The sequence below is a fragment of the Sinimarinibacterium flocculans genome, from assembly GCF_003201205.1.
Classification (GTDB): Bacteria; Pseudomonadota; Gammaproteobacteria; order Nevskiales; family Nevskiaceae; genus Solimonas; species Solimonas flocculans.
The window spans coordinates 22,085-47,834 of the sequence record NZ_QICN01000005.1; the positions used below are offsets into that span (position 1 = coordinate 22,085).

25 protein-coding genes and 2 tRNA genes are annotated in these 25,750 nt (G+C 64.8%); 14 read left to right on the forward strand and 13 right to left on the reverse strand.

The annotated features are described in order from the left end of the window. Nucleotides 1-104: 104 nt before the first annotated feature. The 4 genes from C8D93_RS10470 to C8D93_RS10485 are packed head-to-tail and all read left to right on the forward strand — an operon-like array spanning nt 105 to nt 4,096. On the forward strand, nt 105-1,070 hold the full coding sequence (locus C8D93_RS10470; RefSeq protein ID WP_110265152.1) for a CBASS oligonucleotide cyclase: 966 nt from the start codon (nt 105-107) through the stop codon (nt 1,068-1,070). A gap of 5 nt (nt 1,071-1,075) precedes the next feature. After that, nucleotides 1,076-1,591 (forward strand): HORMA-1 domain-containing protein, encoded by a 516-nt coding sequence (locus C8D93_RS10475; protein WP_110265153.1) that lies wholly within the window; start codon nt 1,076-1,078, stop codon nt 1,589-1,591. Next, nucleotides 1,591-2,523 carry an AAA family ATPase gene (locus C8D93_RS10480; protein ID WP_110265154.1) on the forward strand — a complete coding sequence of 311 codons (933 nt, stop codon included), beginning with the start codon at nt 1,591-1,593 and terminating at the stop codon, nt 2,521-2,523. The genes C8D93_RS10475 and C8D93_RS10480 overlap by 1 nt, the downstream gene beginning before the upstream one ends. 58 nt (nt 2,524-2,581) lie before the next feature. Continuing rightward, nucleotides 2,582-4,096 carry an SAVED domain-containing protein gene (locus tag C8D93_RS10485; protein ID WP_110265155.1) on the forward strand — a complete coding sequence of 505 codons (1,515 nt, stop codon included), beginning with the start codon at nt 2,582-2,584 and terminating at the stop codon, nt 4,094-4,096. 247 nt (nt 4,097-4,343) lie between these two features. Here the strand turns inward: C8D93_RS10485 and C8D93_RS20385 are convergent, their stop codons facing one another. Then, entirely contained in the window at nt 4,344-5,657 is a 1,314-nt protein-coding gene (locus tag C8D93_RS20385) for a hypothetical protein (RefSeq protein ID WP_146216565.1), read from the reverse strand. Between the two features lie 207 nt (nt 5,658-5,864). On the opposite strand from C8D93_RS20385, the gene C8D93_RS10490 reads away from it, so the two are divergent. Genes C8D93_RS10490 through C8D93_RS10530 form a run of 9 tightly spaced genes read left to right on the forward strand, consistent with a single transcriptional unit; the run spans nt 5,865 to nt 13,496 of the window. Continuing rightward, entirely contained in the window at nt 5,865-6,224 is a 360-nt protein-coding gene (locus C8D93_RS10490) for an integrative conjugative element protein, RAQPRD family (RefSeq protein ID WP_110265156.1), read from the forward strand. Then, entirely contained in the window at nt 6,221-6,460 is a 240-nt protein-coding gene (locus tag C8D93_RS10495) for a TIGR03758 family integrating conjugative element protein (RefSeq protein WP_110265157.1), read from the forward strand. The genes C8D93_RS10490 and C8D93_RS10495 overlap by 4 nt, the downstream gene beginning before the upstream one ends. Before the next feature lie 23 nt (nt 6,461-6,483). After that, the gene (locus tag C8D93_RS10500; protein WP_110265158.1) at nt 6,484-6,852 is read left to right on the forward strand and encodes a TIGR03745 family integrating conjugative element membrane protein; all 369 of its coding nucleotides are present in this window, start codon (nt 6,484-6,486) and stop codon (nt 6,850-6,852) included. Between the two features lie 12 nt (nt 6,853-6,864). Continuing rightward, a complete protein-coding gene (locus C8D93_RS10505; RefSeq protein WP_110265159.1) occupies nt 6,865-7,290 on the forward strand; it encodes a TIGR03750 family conjugal transfer protein in 426 nt (141 codons plus the stop codon). Then, nucleotides 7,287-7,970: a PFL_4703 family integrating conjugative element protein gene (locus C8D93_RS10510; protein ID WP_110265160.1), complete on the forward strand. Its 684-nt coding sequence runs from the start codon at nt 7,287-7,289 to the stop codon at nt 7,968-7,970. Before C8D93_RS10505 ends, C8D93_RS10510 begins: the two co-directional genes overlap by 4 nt. A 7-nt stretch (nt 7,971-7,977) precedes the next feature. Next, on the forward strand, nt 7,978-8,862 hold the full coding sequence (locus C8D93_RS10515) for a TIGR03749 family integrating conjugative element protein (protein ID WP_110265161.1): 885 nt from the start codon (nt 7,978-7,980) through the stop codon (nt 8,860-8,862). Continuing rightward, the gene (locus C8D93_RS10520) at nt 8,859-10,268 is read left to right on the forward strand and encodes a TIGR03752 family integrating conjugative element protein (RefSeq protein WP_110265162.1); all 1,410 of its coding nucleotides are present in this window, start codon (nt 8,859-8,861) and stop codon (nt 10,266-10,268) included. The genes C8D93_RS10515 and C8D93_RS10520 overlap by 4 nt, the downstream gene beginning before the upstream one ends. Further along, the gene (locus C8D93_RS10525) at nt 10,249-10,683 is read left to right on the forward strand and encodes a TIGR03751 family conjugal transfer lipoprotein (RefSeq protein WP_110265163.1); all 435 of its coding nucleotides are present in this window, start codon (nt 10,249-10,251) and stop codon (nt 10,681-10,683) included. Before C8D93_RS10520 ends, C8D93_RS10525 begins: the two co-directional genes overlap by 20 nt. Further along, nucleotides 10,683-13,496: a conjugative transfer ATPase gene (locus C8D93_RS10530; RefSeq protein ID WP_110265164.1), complete on the forward strand. Its 2,814-nt coding sequence runs from the start codon at nt 10,683-10,685 to the stop codon at nt 13,494-13,496. Before C8D93_RS10525 ends, C8D93_RS10530 begins: the two co-directional genes overlap by 1 nt. A gap of 77 nt (nt 13,497-13,573) precedes the next feature. Here the strand turns inward: C8D93_RS10530 and C8D93_RS10535 are convergent, their stop codons facing one another. The 7 genes from C8D93_RS10535 to C8D93_RS10565 all read right to left on the reverse strand — a co-directional run bounded on the left by C8D93_RS10535 (nt 13,574) and on the right by C8D93_RS10565 (nt 21,247). Then, a complete protein-coding gene (locus C8D93_RS10535; protein WP_110265340.1) occupies nt 13,574-14,803 on the reverse strand; it encodes a tyrosine-type recombinase/integrase in 1,230 nt (409 codons plus the stop codon). A gap of 174 nt (nt 14,804-14,977) precedes the next feature. After that, nucleotides 14,978-15,070, reverse strand: a tRNA-Ser gene (locus C8D93_RS10540). Between the two features lie 148 nt (nt 15,071-15,218). Further along, nucleotides 15,219-15,295 (reverse strand) — tRNA-Arg (locus C8D93_RS10545). A 105-nt stretch (nt 15,296-15,400) separates the two neighbouring features. Continuing rightward, complete coding sequence (gene csrA / locus C8D93_RS10550; protein ID WP_110265341.1) at nt 15,401-15,595, reverse strand: carbon storage regulator CsrA; 195 nt, start codon at nt 15,593-15,595, stop codon at nt 15,401-15,403. Between the two features lie 114 nt (nt 15,596-15,709). Beyond that, on the reverse strand, nt 15,710-16,936 hold the full coding sequence (locus C8D93_RS10555; protein ID WP_110265165.1) for an aspartate kinase: 1,227 nt from the start codon (nt 16,934-16,936) through the stop codon (nt 15,710-15,712). Nucleotides 16,937-17,007: 71 nt separating this feature from the next. Beyond that, a complete protein-coding gene (alaS, locus tag C8D93_RS10560) occupies nt 17,008-19,683 on the reverse strand; it encodes an alanine--tRNA ligase (protein ID WP_110265166.1) in 2,676 nt (891 codons plus the stop codon). Between the two features lie 112 nt (nt 19,684-19,795). Then, nucleotides 19,796-21,247 carry an aminotransferase-like domain-containing protein gene (locus C8D93_RS10565; RefSeq protein ID WP_110265167.1) on the reverse strand — a complete coding sequence of 484 codons (1,452 nt, stop codon included), beginning with the start codon at nt 21,245-21,247 and terminating at the stop codon, nt 19,796-19,798. 75 nt (nt 21,248-21,322) lie between these two features. Here C8D93_RS10565 and C8D93_RS10570 point away from each other — a divergent pair, with 75 nt between their 5' ends. Continuing rightward, entirely contained in the window at nt 21,323-21,937 is a 615-nt protein-coding gene (locus tag C8D93_RS10570) for a LysE family translocator (RefSeq protein WP_110265168.1), read from the forward strand. Between the two features lie 8 nt (nt 21,938-21,945). Here C8D93_RS10570 and C8D93_RS10575 read toward each other — a convergent pair whose 3' ends face one another. The 5 genes from C8D93_RS10575 to C8D93_RS10595 form a co-directional block, all read right to left on the reverse strand. Further along, nucleotides 21,946-22,434: a regulatory protein RecX gene (locus C8D93_RS10575; RefSeq protein WP_110265169.1), complete on the reverse strand. Its 489-nt coding sequence runs from the start codon at nt 22,432-22,434 to the stop codon at nt 21,946-21,948. Then, nucleotides 22,415-23,446, reverse strand: coding sequence for a recombinase RecA (recA, locus tag C8D93_RS10580; protein ID WP_110265170.1), 1,032 nt, complete (start codon nt 23,444-23,446; stop codon nt 22,415-22,417). Before recA ends, C8D93_RS10575 begins: the two co-directional genes overlap by 20 nt. A 137-nt stretch (nt 23,447-23,583) precedes the next feature. Continuing rightward, nucleotides 23,584-24,174, reverse strand: a complete 591-nt coding sequence (gene thpR / locus C8D93_RS10585) for an RNA 2',3'-cyclic phosphodiesterase (protein ID WP_110265171.1) — start codon at nt 24,172-24,174, stop codon at nt 23,584-23,586. Then, a complete protein-coding gene (locus C8D93_RS10590; RefSeq protein WP_110265172.1) occupies nt 24,164-24,649 on the reverse strand; it encodes a CinA family protein in 486 nt (161 codons plus the stop codon). The genes thpR and C8D93_RS10590 overlap by 11 nt, the downstream gene beginning before the upstream one ends. Nucleotides 24,650-24,652: 3 nt before the next feature. After that, a complete protein-coding gene (locus C8D93_RS10595) occupies nt 24,653-25,702 on the reverse strand; it encodes a Glu/Leu/Phe/Val dehydrogenase dimerization domain-containing protein (protein ID WP_110265173.1) in 1,050 nt (349 codons plus the stop codon). Between the last annotated feature and the right edge of the window lie 48 nt (nt 25,703-25,750).

Sequence of the window (25,750 nt, forward strand, 5' to 3'; positions counted from 1 at the left end):
GACATTAGAGGAAACGGGTGTAATATCCCCTCATGTTCACGATACCGAACTTTTAATCATGACTCGCTGATACGAGCCAGATTGCCTCATAAGGAGCCTTCCAAATGTCCCGAACCCATATTGACCATCGCGACCTGGTGCGGTTCGCGGAAGATAAGGTCAATCTGCCCAAAGACAAGGCGGATGAATACCGCGCTCAGGCGCGCCGGCTGCGCGAGAAGTTGGAGGGCTACCTCTCGGAACACCCGGACTTCTCACTTAGGCGGATTCAACTATCGGGCAGCCTTGCCAAGGGCACCGCGCTGCGGTCGCTCAACGACATCGACATGGCCGTCTACGTCAGTGGCTCCGATGCCCCCCACGACATCCAGGCGCTGCTGGATTACCTGGCTGAACGGTTGCGCAAGGCTTTCCCCAACTTCAGCCCGGATCAGGTCAAGCCGCAGACCTACTCGGTCACTGTATCGTTCCGGGGATCAGGCTTGGACGTGGATGTGGTCCCGATCCTGTATGCCGGCCTGCCTGACTGGCGCGGCGATCTGATCAGCCAGGACGACGGCTCCTTCCTAGAGACCAGCATCCCGCTGCACTTGGAGTTCGCACGCAAGCGCAAGCAGGCGCAGCCGACCCACTTCGCGCAGGTCGTGCGGTTAGTGAAGTTCTGGGCACGACGCATGAAACAGGAGAGAGACGGCTTCCGGTTCAAGTCCTTCATGATCGAGATGATCCTGGCAAAGCTGTGCGATGACGGCGTAGGTTTCTCGGACTATCCCGAAGCGTTGCAGTCGTTTTTCACCTACGTTGCGAAGTCGAACCTTCGCGAACGCATTGTCTTCGAGGATCACTACAAAGCCTCCAGCGTCGCCAAACTCGACGATCCCGTGCAAATCATCGATCCAATCAACGCGAGCAACAACGTGGCGCGGCTCTATACGGCTGAGAACGCCGACGCCATCGTTGATGCCGCCCTGGACGCGGGCGACGCCATCGACGCTGCCCTGACCGCACCGAATAAAGAACTGACACTGCACTACTGGCAGAAGGTCTTCGGCCCTTCCTTCCAAGGTTAAACATCATGAGCTACAGCCTTACCGCGACCGAAACCAGGACTTTCACGCTGACGCATGCTAGGCACCTTGCAGCGAAGGTGTCGGCGGACCTCAAGCGCTTGCAACGCTTGTACGGGCACATCACCGATGAGCGCATCGCAGAATTCGAGGGCGAGGTCACCGAACTGCTGCGTATGGGCTATCTCGGAACCGTCACTTACGGCTTTCAGCGCGACGGCAAGTGGATCGAACCCACCTTGCGGTACACCGCAAGCGACTTGGCAGGCAGCGGCACGGACGACGATCCTGGACGAGTACCACCTGGGAAAGACATCAGCGGAGCGCAGTTTCACAGCTACTTGACATACAGCACCACCTGGGACGCCCTGACGGCGGAGCAGCGTGCGGCGATCAAGCAGCAGTTGCCGCTGCAGCGTGTCAGTGGATCGGACGCCGTAGTCAGCAATGGCTACTTCGCCGACGATAAAACCTATTCATCCGGTGGCCGCTCACTTGGCCGCGCCAGCGTGAGGAGCTATTGATGAGCCAGCAACCCTACCTCCAAGGGGTGTTCGAGCGCCCGACAACGCTACCCGACCCAGACGCCCAGGGGCGCCTCGCACAACTCGTCGGGATGGACAACAAGATCAAGCGGCTGGCCAACGTGCTGGGCGTTCTGATCAATCCAGCAGGGCTTCGAAAATGGCAAGACAAACACCATGCCGACGCCGGCAATCTGCTTGATACCGTCATCCGTCGCCCGCCACTGGTGGTCCTCTCCGGTGATGTCGGCTCAGGTAAGACGGAGTTGGCGGAGACCATCGGCGACAAAGTCGCACGCCAGGAAGGCATCGACATCACACTGTTGCCGCTGAGCCTTTCTTCACGCGGGCAGGGTCGCGTCGGCGAGATGACCCAGCTTGTCTCTGCAGCGTTCGAATATGCGTTCAATGAGGCCAGCAAGTTCAAGTCGACAAAAGGCGCAGCACGCGGTGGCGTCATCCTGCTTGTCGACGAAGCCGATGCGCTGGCTCAGTCGCGTGAGTGCGATCAGATGCACCATGAAGACCGGGCGGGTGTCAACGCCTTCATCCGCGGCATCGATCGATTCGCGAATGGTGGGCTCCCCGCCGTAGTTCTGATGTGCACCAACCGGCTGAATGCCCTGGACCCGGCAGTGCGCCGGCGAGCCGCGGACATTCTTGTATTCGAGCGCCCCGATGCCGCGCAACGACATGATGTTCTCTCGCGTCGCTTGGGAAATGCCGGCTTCGGCAAGGCCGACCTGCAGGCGCTCGTAGATGCGACGGGTGAGCAGCCCAAGCGCGCCTACGGGTTCACGTATTCGGATATCACGCAACGGCTGTTGCCCGCCCTCGTGCTGGACGCGTACCCCGATGGCCCGATCAAGCCATCGCGCGCCATCGAACTGGCTCGGTCGATTCTGCCGACACCGCCGTTTCGCGATGTGTGACATCTACGCACAGGATGCAATCAAGCGAACAGGTCATCTGTACTAACAAGGAACCAAAATGACCCAAGCCGTTTCCGTCCGCAGAGACGGGGATGCCTTCCAAGCCAGAATCTTCTGGCGCAAAGCGGCTTGCCTGCTCGACCCGAAAAGTCCTGTGACGGTCGTGGGGTTTGAGTCGGGGCCGAAGGGCTTCGACGATGTGTGGGTTGCCTACGCGGCCGACCGTGCACCGGGTGATCATGAAGGCAAGCCCATCCTGCGGGAACACATCCAGTGCAAGTGGCATGTCTCCATCAACGATTTCGGGTATGCCGACCTGGTTGAGCCGGAATGGATCAACGCGAACAAGTTCTCACTGTTGCAGCGGGCCCGCGCAGCACAGGTTGCGCACGCACGTGACGGGATCGGCGCCCGGTTCAAGCTACTCACCAATTGGCGCATCGGGCAAGCTGATCCGTTGCGCAGGTATATCAATCAGAGATCGAAGACGCTGCGCTTGAAAGATCTGTTCGATAGCACAACCGAGCGCTCCACGGCCGGCAAGATTAGGAAGCTTTGGCGGGAACACCTTGACATCGATGACCAGGAACTCATGCTCCTCGCTCGGACGCTGTCATTGGACACGGACTCGACCTCGCTCGACGATCATCGGGACAACTTAGACCTGTTGTTCGAGAACCGCGGCCTGCGACGCGTGCCTGCAAACGAGAGCAGTTTTGTCTACGACGATGTCGCGTTTCAGTGGCTCGCGCAAGGCCGGCTTGAGTTCGACCGGCGAACGTTTCGGGATGCCTGCAAACGGGAAGGCCTACTGGCCGGCGACAGTCATGCACATGTAGTGTTCGGAGTGAAATCTTTCGAGCATCCTTTCGATCGGTTGGAGGATCGCTGCACAGTCGCGCTTGATTTAATCCCTCATTTCGACGAGCGCACGATCCGTGACCAAGCCGAATGGACGACGACGCTCTACCCTAAACTCAAGAGCTTCCTGCAGGTTGCAGCTAAGGACAACCAGCATCTCCGGCTGATCCTCGATGCACACATCACGCTCGCCTTCGCCGCTGGATCAGTGCTGAATATCAAATCCGGCCGCAACGTCGAGATTGAGCAGAGAACCGTGCATCGGAATGTTTGGCACTCAAGCGACATGCTGCGCGATCCGTCCTGGCCCAGGTGGAAATTCGATCTGGAAGCACTGAACGCACCCGAGGGAGACGTGGCCGTCGCGGTATGTCTCACTCATGACGTAGTGCCCGCCGTGAAGGTGCATCTGGCGGCTTCTTTGCCACAGGCGAGTTCGTTGCTGATTGCGCGCCCGACCTGTGGTCCCGGCGCACGCTCTATCGTGTGTGGTCAACACGCATTTGATTTAGCCGAAGCATTGGCGTTACAGATCAACCAGAGACGCAATGGGACCAAACTGCCGCTGCATCTCTTCATCGCAGCACCGAACGCCTTCACGTTCTTCCTGGGGCAACGACAACCCAGCCTCGGAAAAACTACGCTGTACGAATATGATTTCGAAGGCGCGAATGGTGGCGGTTACAAGCCGTCTCTGTCATTACCCATCTGAGGAGCCTAAGCAACCAGGAACGCCTTTCTAAGCTTTTTGGCAAACGAGTCAATCAGCAAGCACCAAGCTCTTTACAGAGCGCTACCCGATTTTCGTCACGCGCATAAGCTCGTGTCAACCTCTGAGGATCGCCATCCATGAGTCATGTTTACTGCTGTGATCTGCAGAGTTCAGCTCTGGAATAAGGCGCGCGTGACGCGCGATGGGCGTAATCTTCGCCAGATCCAGTGCATCAAAGGCGTTCCTCCTACCATTTGTTGTGACTAGAAGCAGCTGGCGTTTCGCGGGTGGTCGACGATCGAATCCCACTCAGTTGGGAGAGCGGAATCCCGCGAAGATCCCCGATCGCGGTGAGCACCCCAATTCGGTGTTTCAACTCTAACGTGAATGGATTGAAGTTCGCGGTTTCCGGTTTGTCGACGAATTCAGCGAGCCACTTGACCATCGTCCCAGCGACGACTTTCGGGTAGGCCTGCCCTTTGGCCGTCCAGCTCACAGCGCGCCGGACTACGCGAAATGCTGATGCAGTCGCGATACCGAATCCATAAAATTGGGTCAGTCGAAGAACGGAAGGATAGATTTGATCGTATGCAGGATGCAGACGGAGGTGGTGAGCCTTGCAATCCGCGAAGAAATAGTCGGTTACCGCGAGTGCAATAGACTGAATCACAAGGTCGTCCCAGTGCCCCTCAAACAGTTCCCTCAGCCAATACCCAAACCCTTCAAGGCCGGCGTGGTCGCCTGATACAGGAGTGCCCAATATTGTTAGAGGACTGCTGCGCAGCACCACATCTGCCGGATTAAAGGTCAACCGTCCGGCATTGAGCTCGAATGAGCAAAGGGGCGAGGCATCGAGGTCAATCGTAACGAGCCCTGCATTCAGGAGTTGCCGGCGAATCTCTTGCAGCACCTCATAGGACCGAGCGAGAGGAAAAGCTGGGTCATTTGGCGCCACACTGCTCTGAAGCCAGCTATAAAGTAAGAGCAGCAGCCATGGATTGGAGATATGGGCGTTCAGCTCTATCTCGCGTGCTGCTCCGTGGACTGCTTTTGCCTCTAATCGCTTGTTCAGTTCAAGGAGCAGTTCGCGTTCGCGCTCGATCCGAGCCTCCTCCATACGCCGCTCGATTTCGCGTTTCTGCCTCGAGGATCGGCATGTTGGGCAGATTTGGTCACGCACAGTGACTACCAGTTCCGAACGACTTCGAATCGCAAAGGGGGCGTGTTGGTCACAACCCGGCAATGGATCGCAAAGCGCCGTTGAGTTTTTTGCCAACGCAACTCTCAGATCGTACTCGCGTTCGAATCCGAAAGCGGCCGCCAGCGCTGGCACCGTTTCATGAAAAACCAAGCTCTGGGAGCGTATGGAAAAGTGCCAATATCGATGTGCTGCCTCACGCAGCGAAGGCTCTATGTCGTCGAGAAATGACAGGGTGATATTCGGCAGTAAGCGATTCATATAGTTGTGCAGTTTGTCAAGGGTTGACTCTTCCTCAGGCGACACGCGCCGGAGGTAACCAAGGGACAACTTCAACTCCAATCCATTTGTAGCCAGAAGCACCAAGCTTCGCCTTGAACTAGGTCACCCACGCCGCGCTCCCACGTGACTGGCTGCCGACCATAGCCTCTCGCGAAGCCAGCCGGAGGGAATTCTCGAACCTCCCTCCAAATCGCACTAATCCGGTCATGCCGCGATTCCCATTCTTTGCCCCGCGAAGCGATTGCGCGCTCCACCATCGTGCCAGTCACATCACCGGGAAGTCGCACGATGGAACACACCAACGGCCGTGGGCCCACATGGCACGGTTTGCTCGCATCATTGCTCATCGCATCGTATTTGATGACGTACGCTGCCAACGCCCACGACGACGCCTTGGAGCGCGAGCAACTCACCACCCTCGCTCGCCAGATTGAGCTGATCGATCGCCTGGCCGAGCACACTACCGATAGTGCTCCCGAAGCGCGCACCCGCTACCACTTCGACTACACGCGACTGCGCGATGACCTGAGGCGCGTCCGCATCGGCATCCAGGATTACCTCGTCCCCCGGCGCGCCCAGCCGCGTGATCCCGCCGCGATCGATGGCAACTACACCCAGCGCGACGACCGCAATGAGCGCCAGCCATGACCCCCTCCGCCGATCAGGTCACCGCATTCCAAGCCAACGGCGGCTTCACACCGTCGGCCGCTTCCACCGTCGTTCTCAGCTTCGTTTTCGCGGTGCTGCTGCTGTGGGGTGCGTGGGCCATGCGCACCGCCTACGTCGGCTGGGCCGAGAACGACCTCTCCCAGCGTCAGCTTCTAGCCGTCGTCGTGCGTTTCGTCGCGATGTACGTTGTGCTGACGTTCTTCCTGCTGTCCTGAGCTTCACGAAGGGCTACTCCACCATGAAAACCCACTCGATCGTCCATCGCTTCCCGATCCACACCCGTGCACTGCTGATACCGCTGGCGCTCGCGACCCTGCCGCGACCCGCAATCGCCCAAGGTCTGCCGACGCTCGAAGACCCGTCGCGGGGCCAGGGCACCGGCATCATGCAGACGCTGCAAAACTACGGCTACGACATCGTGTTGCTGGTCGCACTGCTCGTGGTTTCATCGATGTTCATCGGCGTCTGCTACCACGCCTATACGCGCTACGCGGAGATCCACAACGGGCGTGCAACGTGGGGGCAGTTCGGCCTGTCCGTCGCCGTGGGTGCCATCCTGCTCGTGGTCGGCATCTGGCTGCTTACCCGTGCAACCGGCGTGCTGTAAGGGCGGTGCCGCGTGGTCACTTCGACGGAGCACCTGCGCGACGGGCTGGTGACGTTTCTTCCGCACCGCCTCAACCGCCAGCCCGTGGTCGTGCGTGGACTGACAGCCGATGAGCTGTGGTTCTGCGCCGGCCTGTCGGCAGCCGCCGGATTCGCGCTCGGCCTGCCGCTGGCCCTGGTCGCACGCAGCATCGCCGTCATCCCCACGCTGATTGTCGTCAGCATCGCGATGGGCATCTTCGTCGGCGGCGGATTCCTGCGCCGGCAGAAGCGCGGCCGACCCGATACCTGGCTGCGTCGGCAGCTTCAGTGGTGGCTGGCCCTGCGGTACCCGGTGCTGGCCCAGCATCTGGGCGGCCATCATCTGATCACGCGATCCGGTTACTGGAGCCCCCGGCGTCCATCAAGCCACAAAGACAGCCGCCGAGGCACTACGTGAGCCGTTTCAGGAACGAGGTCACTCACCTGCAGGCGCACGTCAAGACCTTGCGCCTGAGCATCGCCGGGATGTTCGTCGTGGCTCTGCTCCTCAGTCTCGGCTGGTGGAGTGCGCCCAGACACCTGACGATCCACGTACCGCCAGACCTCCGCTCGGGCAGCACGCGCAAATGGTGGGACGTGCCGCCGGAATCGGTCTACGCCTTCACCTTCTATGTCTTCCAGCAACTCAACCGCTGGCCGGCTAACGGCGAGGACGACTATGCGCGCAACATCCATGCGCTGTCGGCTTACCTGACGCCCGGCTGCCAGACCTTCCTGCGTCGCGACTACGAGCAGCGGCGCAGCAGCGGCGAGCTGCGGCAGCGTGTGCGCGGCATCTACGAGATCCCGGGTCGCGGCTATGGCGATAACCCTGCCGCTCGCGTCAAGATCGTTTCCAACCACGACTGGCTTGTCACGCTCGACGTCAGCGCCGACGAGTACTACGGCGCGGAGCAGATCAAGCGCGCGCTGGTGCGCTACGCAATCAAGGTCGTTCGGCTGGACATCGACCCCGAACGCAACCCCTTCGGATTGGCCCTGGACTGCTACGCCGGCGCACCTCAGCGCATCGAGGTGGCACCGGCAGCGCAGTCGCCCGCCGCCACGCGCGTCACCGCGTCCGGTCAGCCGCAGTGAGTTCCCCATGAAACGACCCTTCCTGTCGATACTGATGGGCGCCATATTCACCATCGGATTCGTGCCAGCCGGCCTTGCCACGGAAATCCTGCGCTGGGAGCGCCTGCCGTTGCCGGTCACGCTGGTCGTCGGCCAGGAGCGCACCGTTTTCGTCGATCGCGACGTGCGCGTTGGCCTGCCGGCGGGCGTCGGTGATCGTCTGCGCGTACAGAGTGCGGGAGGAGCGGTCTACCTGAGAGCCAGTGCCCCGATCCCGACGACTCGGGTGCAGTTGCAGGATGTGGAATCCGGCGCCCTCATCCTGGTCGACGTCACCGCTGTCCCTGGAAGCGGCGATGGAATGCCGCTGGAACCGGTCCGCATCGTCGACGCCAACACAACGACCAAGCGCTACGGCGATGACACGAGCGCACCAGAGGGTCCATCTGCCCAACGGCGCGAGACGCCGATCCCGGTCGTGCTGACACGCTATGCCGCGCAGAACCTGTATGCGCCCCTGCGCACCGTCGAGCCGGTCACCGGCATCGGCCGCGTGAACCTGCACCGCGATCTCGCGCTCAACAGCCTGCTGCCGACGCTGCCGGTACACGCGCGGGCGCTGGCCGCCTGGCGCCTGGAAGACTTCTGGGTCACGGCCGTCCTGCTGACCAATACGTCGTCCCGCTGGCTGGACCTCGATCCGCGCGCGGCGCAAGGCGACTTCGTCACGGCGACCTTCCAGCACCCGGACCTGGGACCAGCTGGCGGCTATACCGACACAACCGTGGTCTATCTCGTCACGCGCGGCCATGGCCTCGCCGAATCTCTGCTCCCGACACTGAGCCCCATCGACGCCACCGTGAATATGCCCCCAGCACGCGCGGCTGGTGCACGCAGCAGGATTGCGAGATGACGAGCAACCCCCTGTTGAAGTGGCTGCTGATTCCGATGGTGCTGTTGCTCGTGCTCGTCGGCATCAAACTCTTCTCTGGTGGTGATGACGGCACGTCCGTGCCGGCTGATGCAGCCAGCCGGCTCACGCCAGAGGAGATGAAAGCACTGGGCATCGTGGGCGATACGCCCAGCGACACGGTCGCCACGCTGGTGGCCCAGGTCAAGCAACTGCGCACCGAACTGCAGGCAGCGCTGAGCGACAACCGCAGCCAGAAAGCCGAAAACGAGCGTCAGCGTGCGCGCGAGGGGGCGATCGACCAGCGCATCCAGACCACACTCGATGGTGAGCGCAAACGACTGCAGCAGGAGCGCGAGCAGATGGCCCGGGAGCGCCAGCAAGCGCAGGGGCTGCTCCAGGACCTGCAACGGCGGCTGGAAGGTCCGTCCGGCAAGAGCGGCGCCGATCTGCCGGTTGGGCTGGGCCTGGAAGACGGCGACGGCCAGCATTTCAGTGGCGGCGGCAACACGCACTGGATCGAACCGGACGATGCGCGTGGCGAGACCAAGGATGGTGGGCTCAAGGGCCTGGGTTTTCCCACACCCTTCGGGCCGGCGCAAAGGAGCCTGTCCACCGCCGTGGATTCAGTTGCCGATGCGGGCACGCGCGCCGTGGGTGCGTACACGAAAGCTGTGTATACCGTGCCTAAGAATTCGACATTGATGGGCTCGGTCGCCATGACGGCGCTGATCGGCCGCGTGCCGATCGACGGCACGGTCAATGATCCCTACCCCTTCAAGGTCCTTATCGGACCGGACAACCTGACCGCCAACGGGGTTGAGATTCCCGAGATAGCGGGCGCGGTCGTCAGCGGTACGGCGTCAGGCGACTGGACGCTCTCCTGCGTGCGTGGGCAGGTTCGCAGCATCACCTTCGTCTTTCATGACGGCACCATCCGTACGGTCCCCGACGACAGCGACGGCGGCCGGCAGGGCAGTGGTGCCCAGCAAGGCGGCCTGGGCTGGATCAGCGACCCCTACGGCATCCCCTGCGTCAGTGGCGTCCGGCGCAGCAACGCGCAGCAGTACCTAGGCACCCAGTCGCTCATCACCGCGGCTGGCGCCGGTGCGGCTTCTCTGATCGAAGCGGACAACGGCGGCGTCGCGGTGGTCTCCAGCAGCAGCGGCTCGCTGGGGACCGTCGGCATCAGTAGCAATGAGGCCATGGGACGCATCCTCGCCGGCGGCGTCCGCGACATGGCCGACTGGGTCAACAAGCTCTACGGACAGGCTTTCGCGGCGGTCTACGTCCAGCCTGGCGCCGAAGTCGCCGTGCATCTGGAATACGCCCTCAACATCGACTACGACGCGAAGGGGCGTCGGGTCCATCACGGGATGGGAGAACACCATGCGTTGGACCTGGACTGACGCCACCGCGCTGTTGCTGGCCGTCATCGCGCTGAGCGGCTGCGCCACCAGCAAGGAGAAGCTGCTGCCACATGGCAATAGCACCATGCATGACATTTGGCTCCGGGAAGCTGGTGCCGGCGCAGGCACAGGTCAAGCCGCCCGGCAACTGCTCGATGCACGCCAGGCTTTACGCCGGCCGCTGACCGAGGCTGACATGCGGGCAACACCCGAGGCCAATGCGGCATACACCCGTATGGCAAGCAACGAGATCTACCGCCAGTTCCACCGCCTGCCGAATCCGGATCTGGTGATGTACGTGTTCCCACACCTGGCCGGGACTGATCCGGTGCCGGTACCCGGCTACACGACCGTGTTTCCGCTCTACCAGCGGGTGCAGTACGCGATGCCGGGCGAGCGCGTGGAGGACTACTGATGGCCTGGGCACGGCATGTGGCATCGCTGGCACAGGGCGTACCCGAGCCCGGTGGTGCGCGCACCGGTAAACGCCGGCCTGCTACCGAGGCTGACAACGCCGCGCTGTACGACGTCGCGCCCTCGTTCGTCGAACTACTGCCGTGGGTCGAATACCTGCCGGATTCTCAGTGCATGCTGCTGGAAGACGGTCAGTCGGTGGCGGCGTTCTTCGAGCTGACGCCGATCGGCACCGAAGGGCGCGAGATGGCCTGGCTAGGAGAAGCACGCGACGCGTTGGAAAACGCCCTGCAGGACTCGTTCGACGAGCTCGACGACAACCCGTGGGTAATCCAGCTCTATGCGCAGGACGAGGCCAACTGGGACGCCTACCTGCAAACCCTGAAGAGCTATCTTCAGCCACGCGCACAGGGCAGTGCCTTCAGCGAATTTTATCTGCGCTTCTTCGCTCATCATCTGCGGGCCATCTCCAAACCGGGCGGCCTCTTCGAGGACACGACGGTGACGCGCTTGCCGTGGCGCGGCCAGGTTCGTCGTGTGCGCATGGTGATCTACCGCCGCACGCCCAAGGCCGCCGCTTCACGCCGCGGCCAGTCCCCCGAGCAGGCACTGACAACGATCTGTGACCGTCTCGTCGGCGGGCTATCCAATGCCGGCGTGAAAGCCCGGCGCCTGGGGGCGGCGGACATCCACGACTGGCTGCTTCGCTGGTTCAATCCGAATCCGACGCTGCTCGGCACCTCCGCCGCAGACCGGGAGCGCTTCTACACACTCACCCGCTACCCGGAGGAGTCTGAAGCCGGCGAGATCGAACTCGCCAGCGGTACCGACTTCGCGCAGCGCCTGTTCTTCGGCCAGCCGCGCTCGGACGTGGCGAACGGGTTGTGGTTCTTCGACGGCGTGCCCCACCGCGTCATCGCGATGGATCGCCTGCGCACGCCACCGGCGACCGGGCACCTGACGGGCGAAACGCGCAAGGGCGGCGATGCTGTCAATGCGCTGTTCGATCAGATGCCCGAGGACACGGTGATGTGCCTGACGTTGGTCGCCACGCCCCAGGACGTGCTCGAAGCACATCTCAACCATCTCGCCAGGAAGGCGGTCGGCGATACGCTCGCCTCCGAGCAGACACGGCAGGATGTTCAGCAAGTCCGGAGCCTGATCGGCAGCGCGCACAAGCTCTATCGCGGTGCGCTCACGTTCTACCTGCGTGGCCACGACGTTGCCGAACTCGACGCGCGTGGCCTGCAGCTCGCCAACGTCATGCTCAACGCCGGCCTGCAGCCGGTGCGTGAAGAGGATGAGGTGGCGCCGCTCAACAGCTACCTGCGCTGGCTGCCCTGCGTCTACGATCCAGCGTCCGACCGGCGCCAGTGGTACACGCAGCTGATGTTTGCGCAGCACGCGGCGAACCTTGCGCCGGTCTGGGGTCGCAGCCAAGGCACCGGGAATCCCGGCGTCACCCTTTTCAATCGCGGTGGCGGCACGATCACTTTCGATCCTCTGAATCGCCGTGATCGGCAAATGAACGCCCACCTGTTCCTGTTCGGCCCGACCGGCTCGGGCAAGTCGGCCACCCTCAACAATATCTTGAACCAGGTCACGGCGATCTATCGGCCGCGGCTGTTCATCGTCGAGGCCGGCAACAGCTTCGGGCTGTTCGGGGAGTTCGCCACACGACTAGGGTTGACGGTACATCGTGTGAGGCTCGCGCCCGGTGCAGATGTCAGCTTGGCCCCTTTCGCCGATGCACGGCGTCTCGTCGATACGCCCAACGAAGTGCAGACACTAGATGCCGACGCGCTCGAGGAGGAACAAGCCGATCCCAGCATGACGACCGGTAATGACGAGCAACGCGACGTGCTTGGCGAGCTGGAGATCACTGCGCGCCTGATGATCACCGGCGGAGAGGAGCGCGAAGAGGCGCGCATGACGCGCGCGGATCGCAGCCTGATCCGCCAATGTGTCCTTGACGCGGCGAAGCGCTGCGTCGCTGAGGAACGCACGGTGTTGACCCGCGATGTGCGCGACGCGCTGCGCGAACGCAGCCACGATACAACGTTGCCGGAAGCACGGCGCACGCGGCTGCTGGAGATGGCCGACGCGATGGACATGTTCTGCCAGGGCGCGGACGGCGAGATGTTCGATCGGGCTGGAACGCCCTGGCCCGAGGCCGACATTACCATCGTCGATCTCGCCACTTTCGCGCGCGAGGGCTACAACGCCCAACTCTCGATCGCCTACATCTCGTTGATCAACACCGTGAACAACATTGCCGAGCGCGATCAGTTTCTCGGCAGGCCGATCATCAACGTCACCGATGAAGGCCACATCATCACACGCAATCCCTTGCTCGCGCCCTACGTCGTCAAGATCACGAAGATGTGGCGCAAGCTCGGCGCCTGGTTCTGGCTGGCCACGCAGAACCTGGACGATCTACCGAAAGCGGCTGAGCCCATGCTCAACATGATTGAGTGGTGGATCTGCCTGTCGATGCCGCCCGACGAGGTCGAAAAGGTCGCGAGGTTTCGCGAGCTGACGCTCTCGCAGAAAGCCCTGATGCGCTCGGCCCGCAAGGAATCCAGCAAGTTCAGCGAAGGGGTGATTCTTTCGAAATCGATGGAAGTGCTGTTCCGCGCGGTCCCGCCGAGCCTTTACCTCGCAATGGCAATGACCGAACCGGAGGAGAAAGCGGAAAGATTCCAGCTCATGCGCCAACATGGAATCAGCGAGCTGGATGCTGCGATCAGGCTCGCCGAGCGGATCGACCGCTCTAGGGGGATCGAGCCGCCAGAGTTCAATGCACTAGCCTAGTGGCCGACGATGCGCTCTATGCCCTTTGCTCAACCTTCTGATCTGTTCTCCGGCGGTGAGAAACCTCGTCCTCATGTTCATGCTGCGCGCAGAGGTACCACGTTGACGCGCGTACGCAGGGTGTCCAGATAGTCCGCCCACGCTTGCATCATTGCCTTCCGTTCATTCAGATAGGCAGCGCGGTCGTAGGCTGCTCCCAGCGGCCCAGACGCCTTGTGTGCAAGCTGCCGCTCGATCGCCTCGGGCTTCCACCCCTGCTCCGCCAACAAGCTGCGCGCCATCGCGCGGAACCCATGCGCGGTCATTTCGTCGTTGGTAAACCCCATATTCCGCAATGCCTGCCGTACTCCGTTCTCGCTCATGGGACGCAGGCGCGAGCGAGGCGAAGGGAAAACATAGCGCGGCGCATTGGGCTGCAGGCTCAGGCCGCGGTCCGTCAGCGGTTGAAGATCTCGCAGCACTTCAAGGGCCTGAGCCGACAGTGGCACGATATGCGGTGTGTTGGTCTTGCTGACCACGTAACGCCACTGCGCGGCGTCAAAGTCAATCTCTGACCACTGCATGCGGCGGATTTCGCCAGGGCGCTGGAATAGCATGGCGGAGAGCTTCAGCGCCGCCCGAATCTCCGGCGTACCCCGGTAGCCATAGATCGCCTGCATGAGGCGTGACACGTCCGCCGGATCGGTGAAAGCCGCGAAATTGCGTTTGGGTGTCCGGCGCCGCTCGCCACGCAATGCCAGCGTAGGGTCGTTCTCGGCCATGGCTTCCCGGATCGCATAGCGGAACACCTGCCCGATATTCACCCTCGCCCGGCGCGACGTTTCCTCGGCACCTCGTTCCTTGATGCGGTTGAGCACAACCAGCAGTTCGCGCGCCGAGATCTCGCGGATGGCTCGCTTGCCAACATACGGGAGGATGTCCCGGTCCAGGGTGCGCCTCACGCTCGCCCGATACGTCTCGGACTTGTTGTCGATCTCTGCCGCGAACCACATCTCGGCAATGGCGCCGAAGGTATGCTGGGCCGCGATCTTCGCGGCCTCGCGGACCTCTCGTCGATGCTCACTGGGGTTGACGCCTTCCGCCAGCAGCTTCCGGGCTTCGTCCCGGCGCTGACGGGCCAGGCTCAGCGACACATCCGGGTAGACGCCAAGCGACAGAAGTTGCTCCTTGCCCCCGGATGTGTACGCGAAGCGCCACCACTTTGCCCCGTTGGGATTGACCAGCAGAAACAGCCCAAGCTCGCGCGGCAGCTTATAAGGCTTGCCCTTGGGCTTGGCATTGCGAATCAGGGTATCGGTCAGCTTCATGTCGGGTAACTCCATTCGCGGAACGACGATGCGAATCAAGTTACCCGAATAGTTACCCAGTTCAAGGGTTGGCTGTCCTTGGACGTCAGTGGACGGTCAAAGACGAGAAATCAATAAAAAACCGCGCATTAGCGCGGTTATCTATACATCCTCGGACCCATCTGGACGTTGTTATGGCGGAGTGAGAGGGATTCGAACCCTCGATGCGGTTTTAAGCCGCATACTCCCTTAGCAGGGGAGCGCCTTCGTCCACTCGGCCATCACTCCGGGACGACGATCTGAGGGCCTTGCGCCCGTGCCGCGGACTATACACGTTGAAGCGGTCCGCATCGTGGCGGAGATCCGATGGCGATGGCGCGACGCCATCGCTACGGACTGCCTGCTCGTGTCGTTCGGGTCCTGCAGGACTGCAGGATGGCGCGCCCGGAAGGATTCGAACCTCCGACCCCCAAGTTCGTAGCCTGGTGCTCTATCCAGCTGAGCTACGGGCGCTTTGACTGCGGTCTCGACGACGCGAGGGCCGCGATTCTAGCGGCCCCCGTCGGCAAGGTAAAGAAATATCTGCGGAAGATTTGCGGCGGTGCGCCGCGCGCTGCTTCAGGCCGCGGCCTTGACCGGCGAAAGCTGACCTTCCTGGCGAATGCGCTCGAGGATTTCCTCGCGATGGACGGCCACGTCGCGCGGCGCCTTGACGCCGATACGCACCTGGTTGCCCTTGACGCCGAGCACCGTGATCTCGATGTCGTCTCCGATGACGACCGTCTCGCCGACACGTCTGGTGAGAATGAGCATCCGTTCTTCCTCTTCGATCCACTGTGTGTACACAGTGTCCATAAGAGGCCTCACGCGCGGTATCCCCTGAAAAGGGCTAATCGCCTGTGGATAAGTCCGCTTGTGCTCCTGCGCTCAGGCGCTCGTCGCCTCCTCCAGTCCGAAGGCCTTGTGCAGCGTGCGCACGGCGAGTTCGAGATACATCTCGTCGACGACGACGGAGATCTTGATCTCCGAGGTGGAGATCATGCGGATGTTGATGCCGGCCGCGGCCAGCGACTTGAACATCTTCGACGCCACACCCGCGTGACTGCGCATGCCCACGCCGACGAGCGACACCTTGACGATGTCGGCGGCGCCGGACACGCCCTGCGCGCCCAGCTCGCTGGCAATGCGGCGCATGATCTCGAGGCCGCGATCGTAGTCGTTGCGATGCACGGTGAAGGTGAAGTCGGTGGCGCCGTCGTCGCCGACGTTCTGCACGATCATGTCGACTTCGATGTTCGCATCGCCGACCGGACCGAGAATGGCTGCCGCGATGCCGGGACGGTCGGGCACGCCCGTCATCGTGATCTGGGCCTCGTCGCGGTTGAAGGCGATACCGGAGATGAGCGGATCTTCCACGTTGTTTTCCTCGAGCGTGATCAGGGTGCCGGGACCTTCGACGAAGGTGGACAGCACGCGCAGCGGAACCTTGTACTTGCCGGCGAATTCCACCGAGCGGATCTGCAGGACCTTCGAGCCCAGGCTGGCCAGCTCCAGCATCTCCTCGAAGGTGATCTTGTCGAGCCGTCGTGCCTTGGGCTCGACGCGCGGATCGGTCGTGTAGACGCCATCCACGTCCGTGTAGATTTGGCATTCGTCGGCCTTGAGCGCCGCCGCCAGGGCGACGCCCGTGGTGTCGGAACCGCCGCGGCCGAGGGTGGCGACGCTGCCGTCCTGCGTAAGCCCCTGGAAGCCGGCGACGACCGGCACGATGCCGGCCTGGCAGTCGGCCAGCAGGCGCGCGCCGTCGATCTTCTGGATGCGCGCCTTCATGTGCGCGCTGTCGGTCTCGATCGGCACCTGCCAGCCGGTGTAGGAACGGCTCTGCACCCCGAGCTTGCCCAGCGCGAGCGCCAGCAGGCCGATGGTCACCTGTTCGCCGGTCGCGGCGATCTGGTCGAACTCGCGCTGGCTGCCGCGCGCGTCGATCGACCGCGCGAGCTTGAGCAGACGATCGGTCTCGCCGGACATCGCCGAGACGACGACCACCACCTGGTGGCCCTGCTGCTGCCACGACGCGACCTTGCGCGCGACATGCTCGATGCGCTCGACCGAGCCCATCGAGGTGCCGCCGTATTTCTGAACGATGAGTGCCATGGTTCTTGTCCTGTAGGAGCGACTTCAGCCGCGACCGCCGGTGACGTCGAGGGTCGCGCCGGAAGGCGCTCCTACAATTTGTTTTCGACCCAACCCGCGACGCTGTCGATGGCCGCCGGCAGCGCCGCCGGCTGCGTGCCACCGGCCTGCGCCATGTCCGGCCGACCGCCACCCTTGCCGCCGACCTGTCCGGCAACGAAGTTCACCAGCTCGCCGGCCTTGAGCTTGCCGGTGAGATCCGGCGTCACGCCGGCGATCAGGCTCACCTTCTCGCCACTGGCGGCGCCGAGCACGATCACGCCGGACCCCAGCTTGTTCTTGAGCTGGTCCATCAGGCCGCGCAGTTCGCCGCCTTCGACGCCGTCGACGCGCGCGGCCAGCACCTTGACGCCCTTGATCTCGCGCGCCTGGCCGGCCAGATCGCCGCCGGCAGTCGCCGCAAGCTTGGACTTGAGCGCGCCCAGCTCCTTTTCGAGCTGCCGTGCGCGATCCTGAAGCTGCTCGATCTTGCCGCCGAGTTCGTCCGGCGAGGCGCGCAGCAGCTCGGCTGCCTGACGCAGGCGATCCTCGCGCTCGCGCAGGTGGGCGATCACGTTCTGGCCGGTCACCGCCTCGACGCGACGCACACCGGCGGCGACACCGCTCTCGGACACGATCTTGAACAGGCCGATGTCGCCGGTGCGCGACACATGCGTACCGCCGCACAGCTCCGTCGAGTAGTTGCGCTCGCCCTGGCCCATCGCCAGCACCCGCACCTCGTCGCCGTACTTCTCGCCGAACAGCGCCATCGCGCCCGCCTGGATCGCGTCGTCGTACTTCATGACCTCGGCGCTGACCGGGACGTTGGCGAGGATCGCCTCGTTCACGCGGCGCTCGATCTCGGCGAGCTCGTCGGCCGTGACCGCCTGCGGATGCGAGAAGTCGAAACGCGTGCGATGCTCGTCGACCAGCGAGCCCTTCTGCGCAACGTGCGCGCCAAGCACATCGCGCAGCGCGCGGTGCATCAGGTGCGTCGCCGAGTGGTTGCGCATCGTCGCGCGACGGATGCTCTCGGTGACCTCGGCGGTCACCGCGTCGCCGACGCTCAGCGTTCCGGACTGCAGCGTGCCGTGGTGGCCGATGACACCGTTGCGGATCTTCTGCGTATCGGAGACTGCGAACTCCCCGATGCGGCCGCGATCGCCGACCTGGCCGCCGGACTCCGCGTAGAACGGCGTCGAGTCGAGCACGACGACACCGCTGTCCCCGGCCTCCAGGGCGTTGACCGGCTGACCGTCGCGATACAGCGCCATCACCTTCGCCTCGCCGCGCAGACCGTCATAGCCGACGAAGCAGGTGTCGTCGCCGTCGTAGCTCAGCGTTCCACCGGTCTTGAAGCTCGACGCCGCCCGCGCGCGCTCGCGCTGCGCGTTCATCTCGCGCTCGTAGCCGTCGAGGTCCAGCGCCAGCTCGCGCTCGCGCGCGATGTCGGCCGTCAGGTCGACCGGAAAGCCGTAGGTGTCGTAGAGCTTGAAGATGACTTCACCGGGGATGACCCCGGAGACCCCACCGGGATTGGTCTTGCCGTCACCCAGCCTGGCGATGGCCTCGTCGAGCAGCTTCATGCCCTTGTCGAGCGTGATCGCGAAGCTCTCCTCCTCGGCGCGGATCGCTTTTTCGATCTGCTCGCGCTGCTCGCGCAGCTGCGGGTAGGCCTCGCCCATCTGCTCGGCCAGCGGCGCCACCAGCTTGAAGAAGAACGCGTCGTTGATGCCGAGCTTGTAGCCGTGGCGGATTGCGCGGCGCATGATCCGCCGCAACACGTAGCCCCGCCCTTCGTTCGACGGCAGCACGCCGTCGGCGATCAGGAAGGCCGTCGCGCGGATGTGGTCGGCAATGACCTTCTGCGAGGCGCTTTCGTAGGGCTGCTGCCCGGCGAGCTTCGCGACTGCCGTCACCAGCTGTCGGAAGGTGTCGGTCTGGTAGTTGTCGTTGGTGTCCTGCATCAGCGCACTGATGCGCTCCAGGCCCATGCCGGTGTCGACGCTGGGCGCCGGCAGATCGGTCATGCGGCCGTCGGCATGACGCTCGAACTGCATGAACACCAGGTTCCAGATCTCGATCCAGCGGTCGCCGTCCTCGTCGGGCGATCCCGGCGGGCCGCCGGCAATACCCTTGCTGCCGTCCGGGTCGTGGTCGTAGAAGATCTCGGAGCACGGTCCGCAGGGGCCGGTGTCGCCCATCGACCAGAAGTTGTCGGACTTCGGAATGCCGCCCGTCCCGGCAGTGCCGGGACTGTCTCCAATCCGCACGATCCGTTCGACCGGCACGCCGACCTCGTCGCGCCAGATGCCGTAGGCCTCGTCGTCGTCGTGGTAGACCGTCACCAACAGGCGCTGCGGATCGATGCCGAGCCAGTCCTTGCCGGTGATGAACTCCCAAGCGTAGTGGATCGCGTCCTTCTTGAAGTAGTCGCCGAAGCTGAAGTTGCCCAGCATCTCGAAGAAGGTGTGATGCCGCGCCGTGTAGCCGACGTTCTCCAGGTCGTTGTGCTTGCCGCCGGCACGCACGCACTTCTGGCTCGACGCGGCGCGGGTATAGGCGCGCTTGTCCTGGCCGGTGAACACGTCCTTGAACTGGACCATGCCGGCGTTGGTGAACAGCAGCGTCGGGTCGTTGCCCGGCACCAGCGGGCTCGAGGGCACGAGCGCATGACCCTTGCTCCGGAAGAATTCCAGGAACCTGGCGCGGACCGTATTGGTGTTCATGCGCAAATCGCGGGAAAGGCGGGGCAAAAAGGGGCGATATGGTAATCAAGCGCGCCCGCAGCCGCCACAGCGGCCACCGGACCAAGGCCCTGTCGCAACAAGAAAAAAGCGCTCATGCCGCACGCGGCGCCAGGTCTGTCGCAAGCTCCGCGGCGAGAACGCCGAGGCGGCGGATCGCGTCCTCGATGCGCCGCGTCGGCCGCTGACCGCAGTTGATGCGCAGGCAATCGGCGAAGCCGCTGCCGAACAATGGCCCGGGCGCGAACTCGATGCCCTCGTCGGCGGCGCCGCGGTACAGCGCCATCGCGTCGGCCGCCCCCGGCAACTGCACCCAGAGCAGGAAGCCGCCCTGCGGCTGCATCACGCGCGTGCCGACGGGAAAGGCCTCGATGACCCACTGCGTCACCTGCCGCAGCTGCCGCTCGCACTCGGCCCGCAGCCGCCGCAGGTGGCGGTCGTAGGCCCCGCCTTCGAGCAGGTCGGCGATCGCCTCCTGCAGCAGCGGCGCCGTCGTCACCGAGACCGCGAACTTCAGGCGCCGCACCTCGGCGGCGTGACGACCTGCGGCAATCCAGCCGACTCGCGCGCCGGGCGCCAGCGTCTTCGAAAACGAACCGCAGAGCATGACCTCGCCGTGGGTGTCGAAGTGGCGCAGCGGCAGCGGGCGGGCACCGGAAAACTGCAGCTCGCCGTACAGGTCGTCCTCGATCAGCGCCACGCCGTGCCGCCGGCACAGCGCGACCAGCGCCGCCTTGTCGGCGTCGCTCATCGTCGCGCCGCTCGGATTGCTGTTCGTCGGACTGACGATGCAGGCACGGATGCCGCGTCCGTTCGCGGCGGACAACAGACGCTCGACGGCGGCCACGGACAATCCGGTGCGCGGGTGCGTGGGCACCTCGCAGGCCTTCAGGCCCAGCGCCTCGAGCACCTGCAGGAAACCGAAGTAGCACGGCGACTCGACGATGACGCCATCTCGGGGCCGGCAGACCGCGCGCAAGGCGAGATTGATCGCCTCCATGCAGCCGTTGGTGATCAGCAGTTCCGGGACATCCAGCGGCGTCGCGCAGCGCAGGTAGCGCGCGGCCAGCCGCCGCCGCAGCCGCGGCGAACCGTCGAGCAGGCCGTAACCGGTCAGCAGTCGCGGCGAGCGGCGCGTCCATCGCGCCGTCGCGCGCTGCAGCGCCGCACTGTGCAGCAGCTCCGGCCCCGGCAGCGCCGCTCCCAGCGGCACGGGTCGCGAGGCGTCATCGCCGTCGGCGGAGAACATCTGCGCGACCACGTCGCTCACCCGGACCTGCCGCGCCTGCATTCGCGGCCGGCTCATCGCCGGCTCGGGGACCCCGGGCCGGGGCCGGCGGGCGAAGTAGCCGACGCGCGGTCGCGCCTCCACCAGATCGCGACGCTCGAGCAGGCGCAGCACTTCGACCGCCGTCGTCACGCTGGTACCACGCTGCATCGCCAGCTCGCGCACGGCCGGCAGGCGCGCGCCGTCGGCAATGTGGCCCTCGAGAATCAGCTTGCCGATCTCGTCGGCGATGCGCCGGTAGGCCGGGATGTCCGCCATGGCGATCTGTACTGGTCCAAATGTCACTTCATTGTATCTGTACTGGTCCGGGGCGGCTGCCTAGAGTGCCGCGCCATGGACACCGCACTTCCCCCCTCCGCGGCTTGGCAGGCACTCGCCCTGCTGGCCTTCAGCACCGCCATCACGCCCGGGCCGAACAACCTGATGCTGCTGGCCTCGGGCGCCCGCTTCGGGCTGCTGCGCACCCTGCCGCACCTGCTCGGTGTGGTCTTCGGAACGGCCATGCTGGTGGCCGCGAGCATCGCCGGCTTCGGCGCGCTGCTGCTGGCCTGGCCGCTGGCGGTGCACGTCCTCAAGGTCGCCGGGGCCGGCTACCTGGTCTATCTGGCCTGGCGGCTGACCCGGCGGGCGCCGGGCACGCCTGCCGGCGACGCGCCATCCGCGGGCCATCCGCTGAGCGCGCTGCAGGCGCTGGGTTTCCAGTTCGTGAACCCGAAGGTGTGGATGATGGGACTGGCCGCCGCGGCGACCCTCCAGGCCGCCGACGCCCGGACGGCGCTGCTCGGGGTCGCGTTGTTCAGCGCGGTCGCCCTGCCCTGCATCCTGCTGTGGGCAGCCTTCGGCGTCGTGATCCTGCGGGTCCTGCGCACCGCCCGCGCGCGTGCGATGTTCGACCTGGCGATCGCCATCGCCCTGGTCGCGACGGCACTGATGATGCTGGCGGGCTGAACCGGCCTTCAGTCCGCGTCGTCGGGTGTGTGCGCACCGCTGCGCTTGAGGGCGGCGCGAATCTGTGTGGCTTCGAAGCCGCGCATCGCAAGGTGCCGGTACTGCTTCTGCCACTCCGCGGGCGTGCGTGCGGCATCGCGGAACTTGCGCGCATGCACGCTCGCCGCACGTACCGCCCAGTCGACCTCGGCGGCGTCCAGCGCTGCCCGGATCTCGCTCTCCGGCACGCGCGCGGCTTCCAGCTCGGCACGGATGCGCAGCGGTCCGTACCCCTGCTCGACGCGGCTGCGCACCAGCATTCCGGCATAGCGCGCGTCCGACTGCCAGCCGGCGCCGGCAAGCTGGCCGACGATGTCGGCCGCGGTGGACTCGTCGTGGCCGCGACGCACGAGCTTGTACTTCAGCTCGGCCGCGGCGTGCTCGCGGCGCGACAGCAGGCGCAGGGCGGTCTCGCGGCCACCCTGCGCGGTCGGCTCGCTACTTCTCTTCCGCGGCACCGGCTGCGGCGGCCGGCTTGCGGTCCGGCATCAGCTTGGCGCGGATCGCCTGTTCCAGCTCGTCGGCGATCTGCGGGTTCTCGCGCAGGAAGGTGCGCGCGTTCTCCTTGCCCTGGCCGATCTTGTCGCTCTTGTAGGCGTACCAGGCGCCGGACTTCTCGACCAGCTTGTGCTCGACACCCAGGTCGATGAGCTCGCCGAGTTTGGAGATGCCCTCGTTGTACAGGATCTCGAAATGCGCCTCGCGGAACGGCGGCGCCATCTTGTTCTTGACGATCTTGACGCGGGTCTCGTTACCGACGACCTCGTCGCCCTTCTTGATCGCGCCGGTGCGGCGGATGTCCAGGCGCACCGAGGCATAGAACTTCAGCGCGTTGCCGCCGGTGGTGGTTTCCGGCGAGCCGTACATCACGCCGATCTTCATGCGGATCTGGTTGATGAACACCACCAGGCACTTGGAACGCGAGATGTTGCCGGTGAGCTTGCGCAGGGCCTGGCTCATCAGTCGCGCCTGCACGCCGACGATGCTGTCGCCCATCTCGCCTTCGATCTCGGCCTTCGGCACCAGCGCCGCGACGGAGTCGATGACGATGATGTCGACACTGTTCGAGCGCACGAGCATGTCGCAGATTTCCAGCGCCTGCTCGCCGGTGTCCGGCTGCGAGATCACCAGATCCTCGACCTTCACGCCGAGCTTCTGCGCGTACTGCACGTCGAGCGCGTGTTCGGCGTCGATGAATGCGGCGACGCCGCCGGCCTTCTGGCACTCGGCGACGGCATGCAGCGTCAGCGTCGTCTTGCCCGAGGATTCCGGGCCGTAGATCTCGACGACGCGGCCACGCGGCAGGCCGCCGATGCCCAGCGCGGTATCCAGCGTCAGCGAGCCGGTGGAAACCGTCTCGACGTCGCGCAACTGCTCGCCGGGCGTCATCTTCATGATCGCGCCCTTGCCGAACTGGCGCTCGATCTGCGACAGCGCCGCTTCCAGCGCTTTCTTGCGGTTTTCGTCCATGGGTGTCCTGTGGCGGTGTTCTGTAATGGCGCCATGATGCCGCGCGGCAGGCTCAGAACCTGAGCCCCGTCCCTCCCGGCCGCTGGCGACGCCCCGGTATTGTTTCACAGCGCCCCGGCGCCGGTCAGTGGTGCGCCTCACAGCAGGTCGAGCTGACCCGGTTCCGGCGTCGGCTCGGGCGCTGCGGGGTCGAGCGGCCAGCGACCGACTTCCTCGTAGACGACCGGTCCCCGCCCGAGACGGCTGCGGATCAGCACGAAGTCGCTCACCGGCCAGTCGACCGGCGTGATCAGCGTCGGCGGCAGCGGCAGGCCGGCATCGCGGTGGATCGTCAGATGCGGAGAGAAGCGCATCGGCTGCACCGGCACACGCGCGCGCAGCATGGTTTCGCGCAGGCGCTCGTACAGCACGTTCAGGGCCGGCGGCGGCTCGCGGCTGCCGAGCCACCACGGCACCTCGCGATTGCGGAAGCAGCCGGCGTGATCGAGCCGCAATGTGAACGGCCGTGCGCGCACGCGGCTCGCCGCCTGCCGCGCCGCCGCCTCGGCGACCTCCGGCACGTGATCGCCGAGAAACAGCAACGTCAGGTGATAGCGCGCAACCACGCTCGCCGCGCCGCGCGGCTGCATGCGCAGACGCAGCTGTCGCGCCGCCTCGGCGCAGGCCTCGCGCGTCGCCTCGTCCGGCCACAGCGCAAAGAACAGGCGGTTGGCCGGCTCAGCCGGCATGCCGCAAACGATCGACGAGGATGTCCAGGGCCATGCGCGCAGACTGCAGGCGCACCGATGCGCGATCGCCGTCGAAGCGGAAGCAGCGCACGCTGCAGTCGCCGCCCTTGTGCGCGCAGGCGATCCATACGGTGCCGACCGGCTTGTCCTCGGTGCCGCCGCCGGGCCCGGCGACGCCGGTGATCGCCAGCGCCCAGTCGACACCCGCAGCGTCGATCAGGCCCGAGACCATCGCGCGCGCCGTCGCCTCGCTGACCGCGCCGTGCTGCGCGATCGTCGTCGCGGGTACGCCGAGCAAGGCCTGCTTGGCGGCATTGGAGTACGTGACCACGCCGCGCTCGAACCAGGCCGACGAGCCGGCGAGATCGGTCAGGGTCTTGGCGAGCAGGCCGCCGGTGCAGGACTCGGCCACGGCGAGCCACTGCTGGCGGGCCAGCAGGTTCTCGGCAATCTCGGCGACGCGCGGTTCGATCATCGTTCAGACCCTGAAGCGCTCTTCGGCCATGCGATCGGCGATCTCGCCGGTCGGCCGCCGTTCCGCGGCGGCACGCGCGAAGATCTCGGTGAGCGTCGCGCCGATGCGCTCGAGATGCGCATCGACCCTCGCCGCGTCGTAGTCCGGCCCCTCGTAGAAGATGTCGATGATGCCGCCGGCATTGATGCAGTAGTCGGGCGCGTAGACGATGCCGCGCTCCATCAGCGCACGATCGTGCTGCGGCCGCGCGAGCTGGTTGTTGGCGGCACCGGCGACGATCTTCGCCTTGATGGCCGGGATGCTGACGTCGTCGAGCACCGCACCGAGCGCGCACGGCGCGAACACGTCCACATCGAGCGTCGCGATCTGGTCCATGCCCACCGCGACCGCGCCGAAGTCCTTCACGCAGCGCTCGACCGCGGGCGCGTGCAGATCGGTCACCCAGAGCTGGGCACCGGCCTCGTGCAGATGCCGGCACAGCCGGTAGCCGACATTGCCGGCGCCCTGCACCGCCACGCGCAGGCCGCGCAGGTCCTCGCGCTGCCAAACGTGCCGGACCGCCGCGCGGATGCCGATGAAGACACCCTTGGCCGTGGCCGGCGACGGATCGCCGGTGCGGCCGGCGGCCACCGCCTGCTCGTCCGCGAGGCCGCCGACGTGTGCGGTGACCTCGGCCATCAGGCGCATGTCGGCGACGGTGGTGCCGGAGTCCTCGGCGATCACATAGGCGCCATTGAGGCGGTCGACGGCACGCCCCATCGCACGCATCAGCTCGGGCGTCTTGTCGCGGCGCGGATCGCCGATGATCACGCTCTTGCCTCCGCCCTGCGGCAGACCGGCGAGCGCCGCCTTGTAGGTCATGCCGCGCGACAGACGCAGCGCATCGGTCAGCGCATCGGCTTCGCTCGCGTAAGGCCACATGCGGCAGCCGCCGAGCGCCTTGCCCAGGTGCGTGTCGTGGACGGCGATGATCGCGCACAGGCCCGCAGCCGCATCGAAGCAGAAGCTGACGGTCTCGTGCGCGTCGAATTCCGGATGCGAGAACAGCTGCATGTCGAGTGATGGCGGGTGACCGGACGCGGATTGTATCCCCGCTCACCG

Coding starts and splice junctions, on each gene's coding strand:
- C8D93_RS10495 (WP_110265157.1), top strand. CDS start 6,221: ATGACCCCCTCCGCCGATCAGGTCACCGCATTCCAAGCCAACGGCGGC.
- C8D93_RS10525 (WP_110265163.1), top strand. CDS start 10,249: ATGCGTTGGACCTGGACTGACGCCACCGCGCTGTTGCTGGCCGTCATC.
- C8D93_RS10535 (WP_110265340.1), bottom strand. CDS start 14,803: ATGAAGCTGACCGATACCCTGATTCGCAATGCCAAGCCCAAGGGCAAG.
- C8D93_RS10595 (WP_110265173.1), bottom strand. CDS start 25,702: ATGCAGCTGTTCTCGCATCCGGAATTCGACGCGCACGAGACCGTCAGC.
- recA (WP_110265170.1), bottom strand. CDS start 23,446: ATGGACGAAAACCGCAAGAAAGCGCTGGAAGCGGCGCTGTCGCAGATC.
- C8D93_RS10490 (WP_110265156.1), top strand. CDS start 5,865: ATGGAACACACCAACGGCCGTGGGCCCACATGGCACGGTTTGCTCGCA.
- csrA (WP_110265341.1), bottom strand. CDS start 15,595: ATGCTCATTCTCACCAGACGTGTCGGCGAGACGGTCGTCATCGGAGAC.
- C8D93_RS10470 (WP_110265152.1), top strand. CDS start 105: ATGTCCCGAACCCATATTGACCATCGCGACCTGGTGCGGTTCGCGGAA.
- alaS (WP_110265166.1), bottom strand. CDS start 19,683: ATGAACACCAATACGGTCCGCGCCAGGTTCCTGGAATTCTTCCGGAGC.
- thpR (WP_110265171.1), bottom strand. CDS start 24,174: ATGCCGGCTGAGCCGGCCAACCGCCTGTTCTTTGCGCTGTGGCCGGAC.
- C8D93_RS10500 (WP_110265158.1), top strand. CDS start 6,484: ATGAAAACCCACTCGATCGTCCATCGCTTCCCGATCCACACCCGTGCA.
- C8D93_RS10590 (WP_110265172.1), bottom strand. CDS start 24,649: ATGATCGAACCGCGCGTCGCCGAGATTGCCGAGAACCTGCTGGCCCGC.
- C8D93_RS10565 (WP_110265167.1), bottom strand. CDS start 21,247: ATGGCGGACATCCCGGCCTACCGGCGCATCGCCGACGAGATCGGCAAG.
- C8D93_RS10530 (WP_110265164.1), top strand. CDS start 10,683: ATGGCCTGGGCACGGCATGTGGCATCGCTGGCACAGGGCGTACCCGAG.
- C8D93_RS10480 (WP_110265154.1), top strand. CDS start 1,591: ATGAGCCAGCAACCCTACCTCCAAGGGGTGTTCGAGCGCCCGACAACG.
- C8D93_RS10520 (WP_110265162.1), top strand. CDS start 8,859: ATGACGAGCAACCCCCTGTTGAAGTGGCTGCTGATTCCGATGGTGCTG.
- C8D93_RS10515 (WP_110265161.1), top strand. CDS start 7,978: ATGAAACGACCCTTCCTGTCGATACTGATGGGCGCCATATTCACCATC.
- C8D93_RS10555 (WP_110265165.1), bottom strand. CDS start 16,936: ATGGCACTCATCGTTCAGAAATACGGCGGCACCTCGATGGGCTCGGTC.
- C8D93_RS10570 (WP_110265168.1), top strand. CDS start 21,323: ATGGACACCGCACTTCCCCCCTCCGCGGCTTGGCAGGCACTCGCCCTG.
- C8D93_RS10475 (WP_110265153.1), top strand. CDS start 1,076: ATGAGCTACAGCCTTACCGCGACCGAAACCAGGACTTTCACGCTGACG.
- C8D93_RS10485 (WP_110265155.1), top strand. CDS start 2,582: ATGACCCAAGCCGTTTCCGTCCGCAGAGACGGGGATGCCTTCCAAGCC.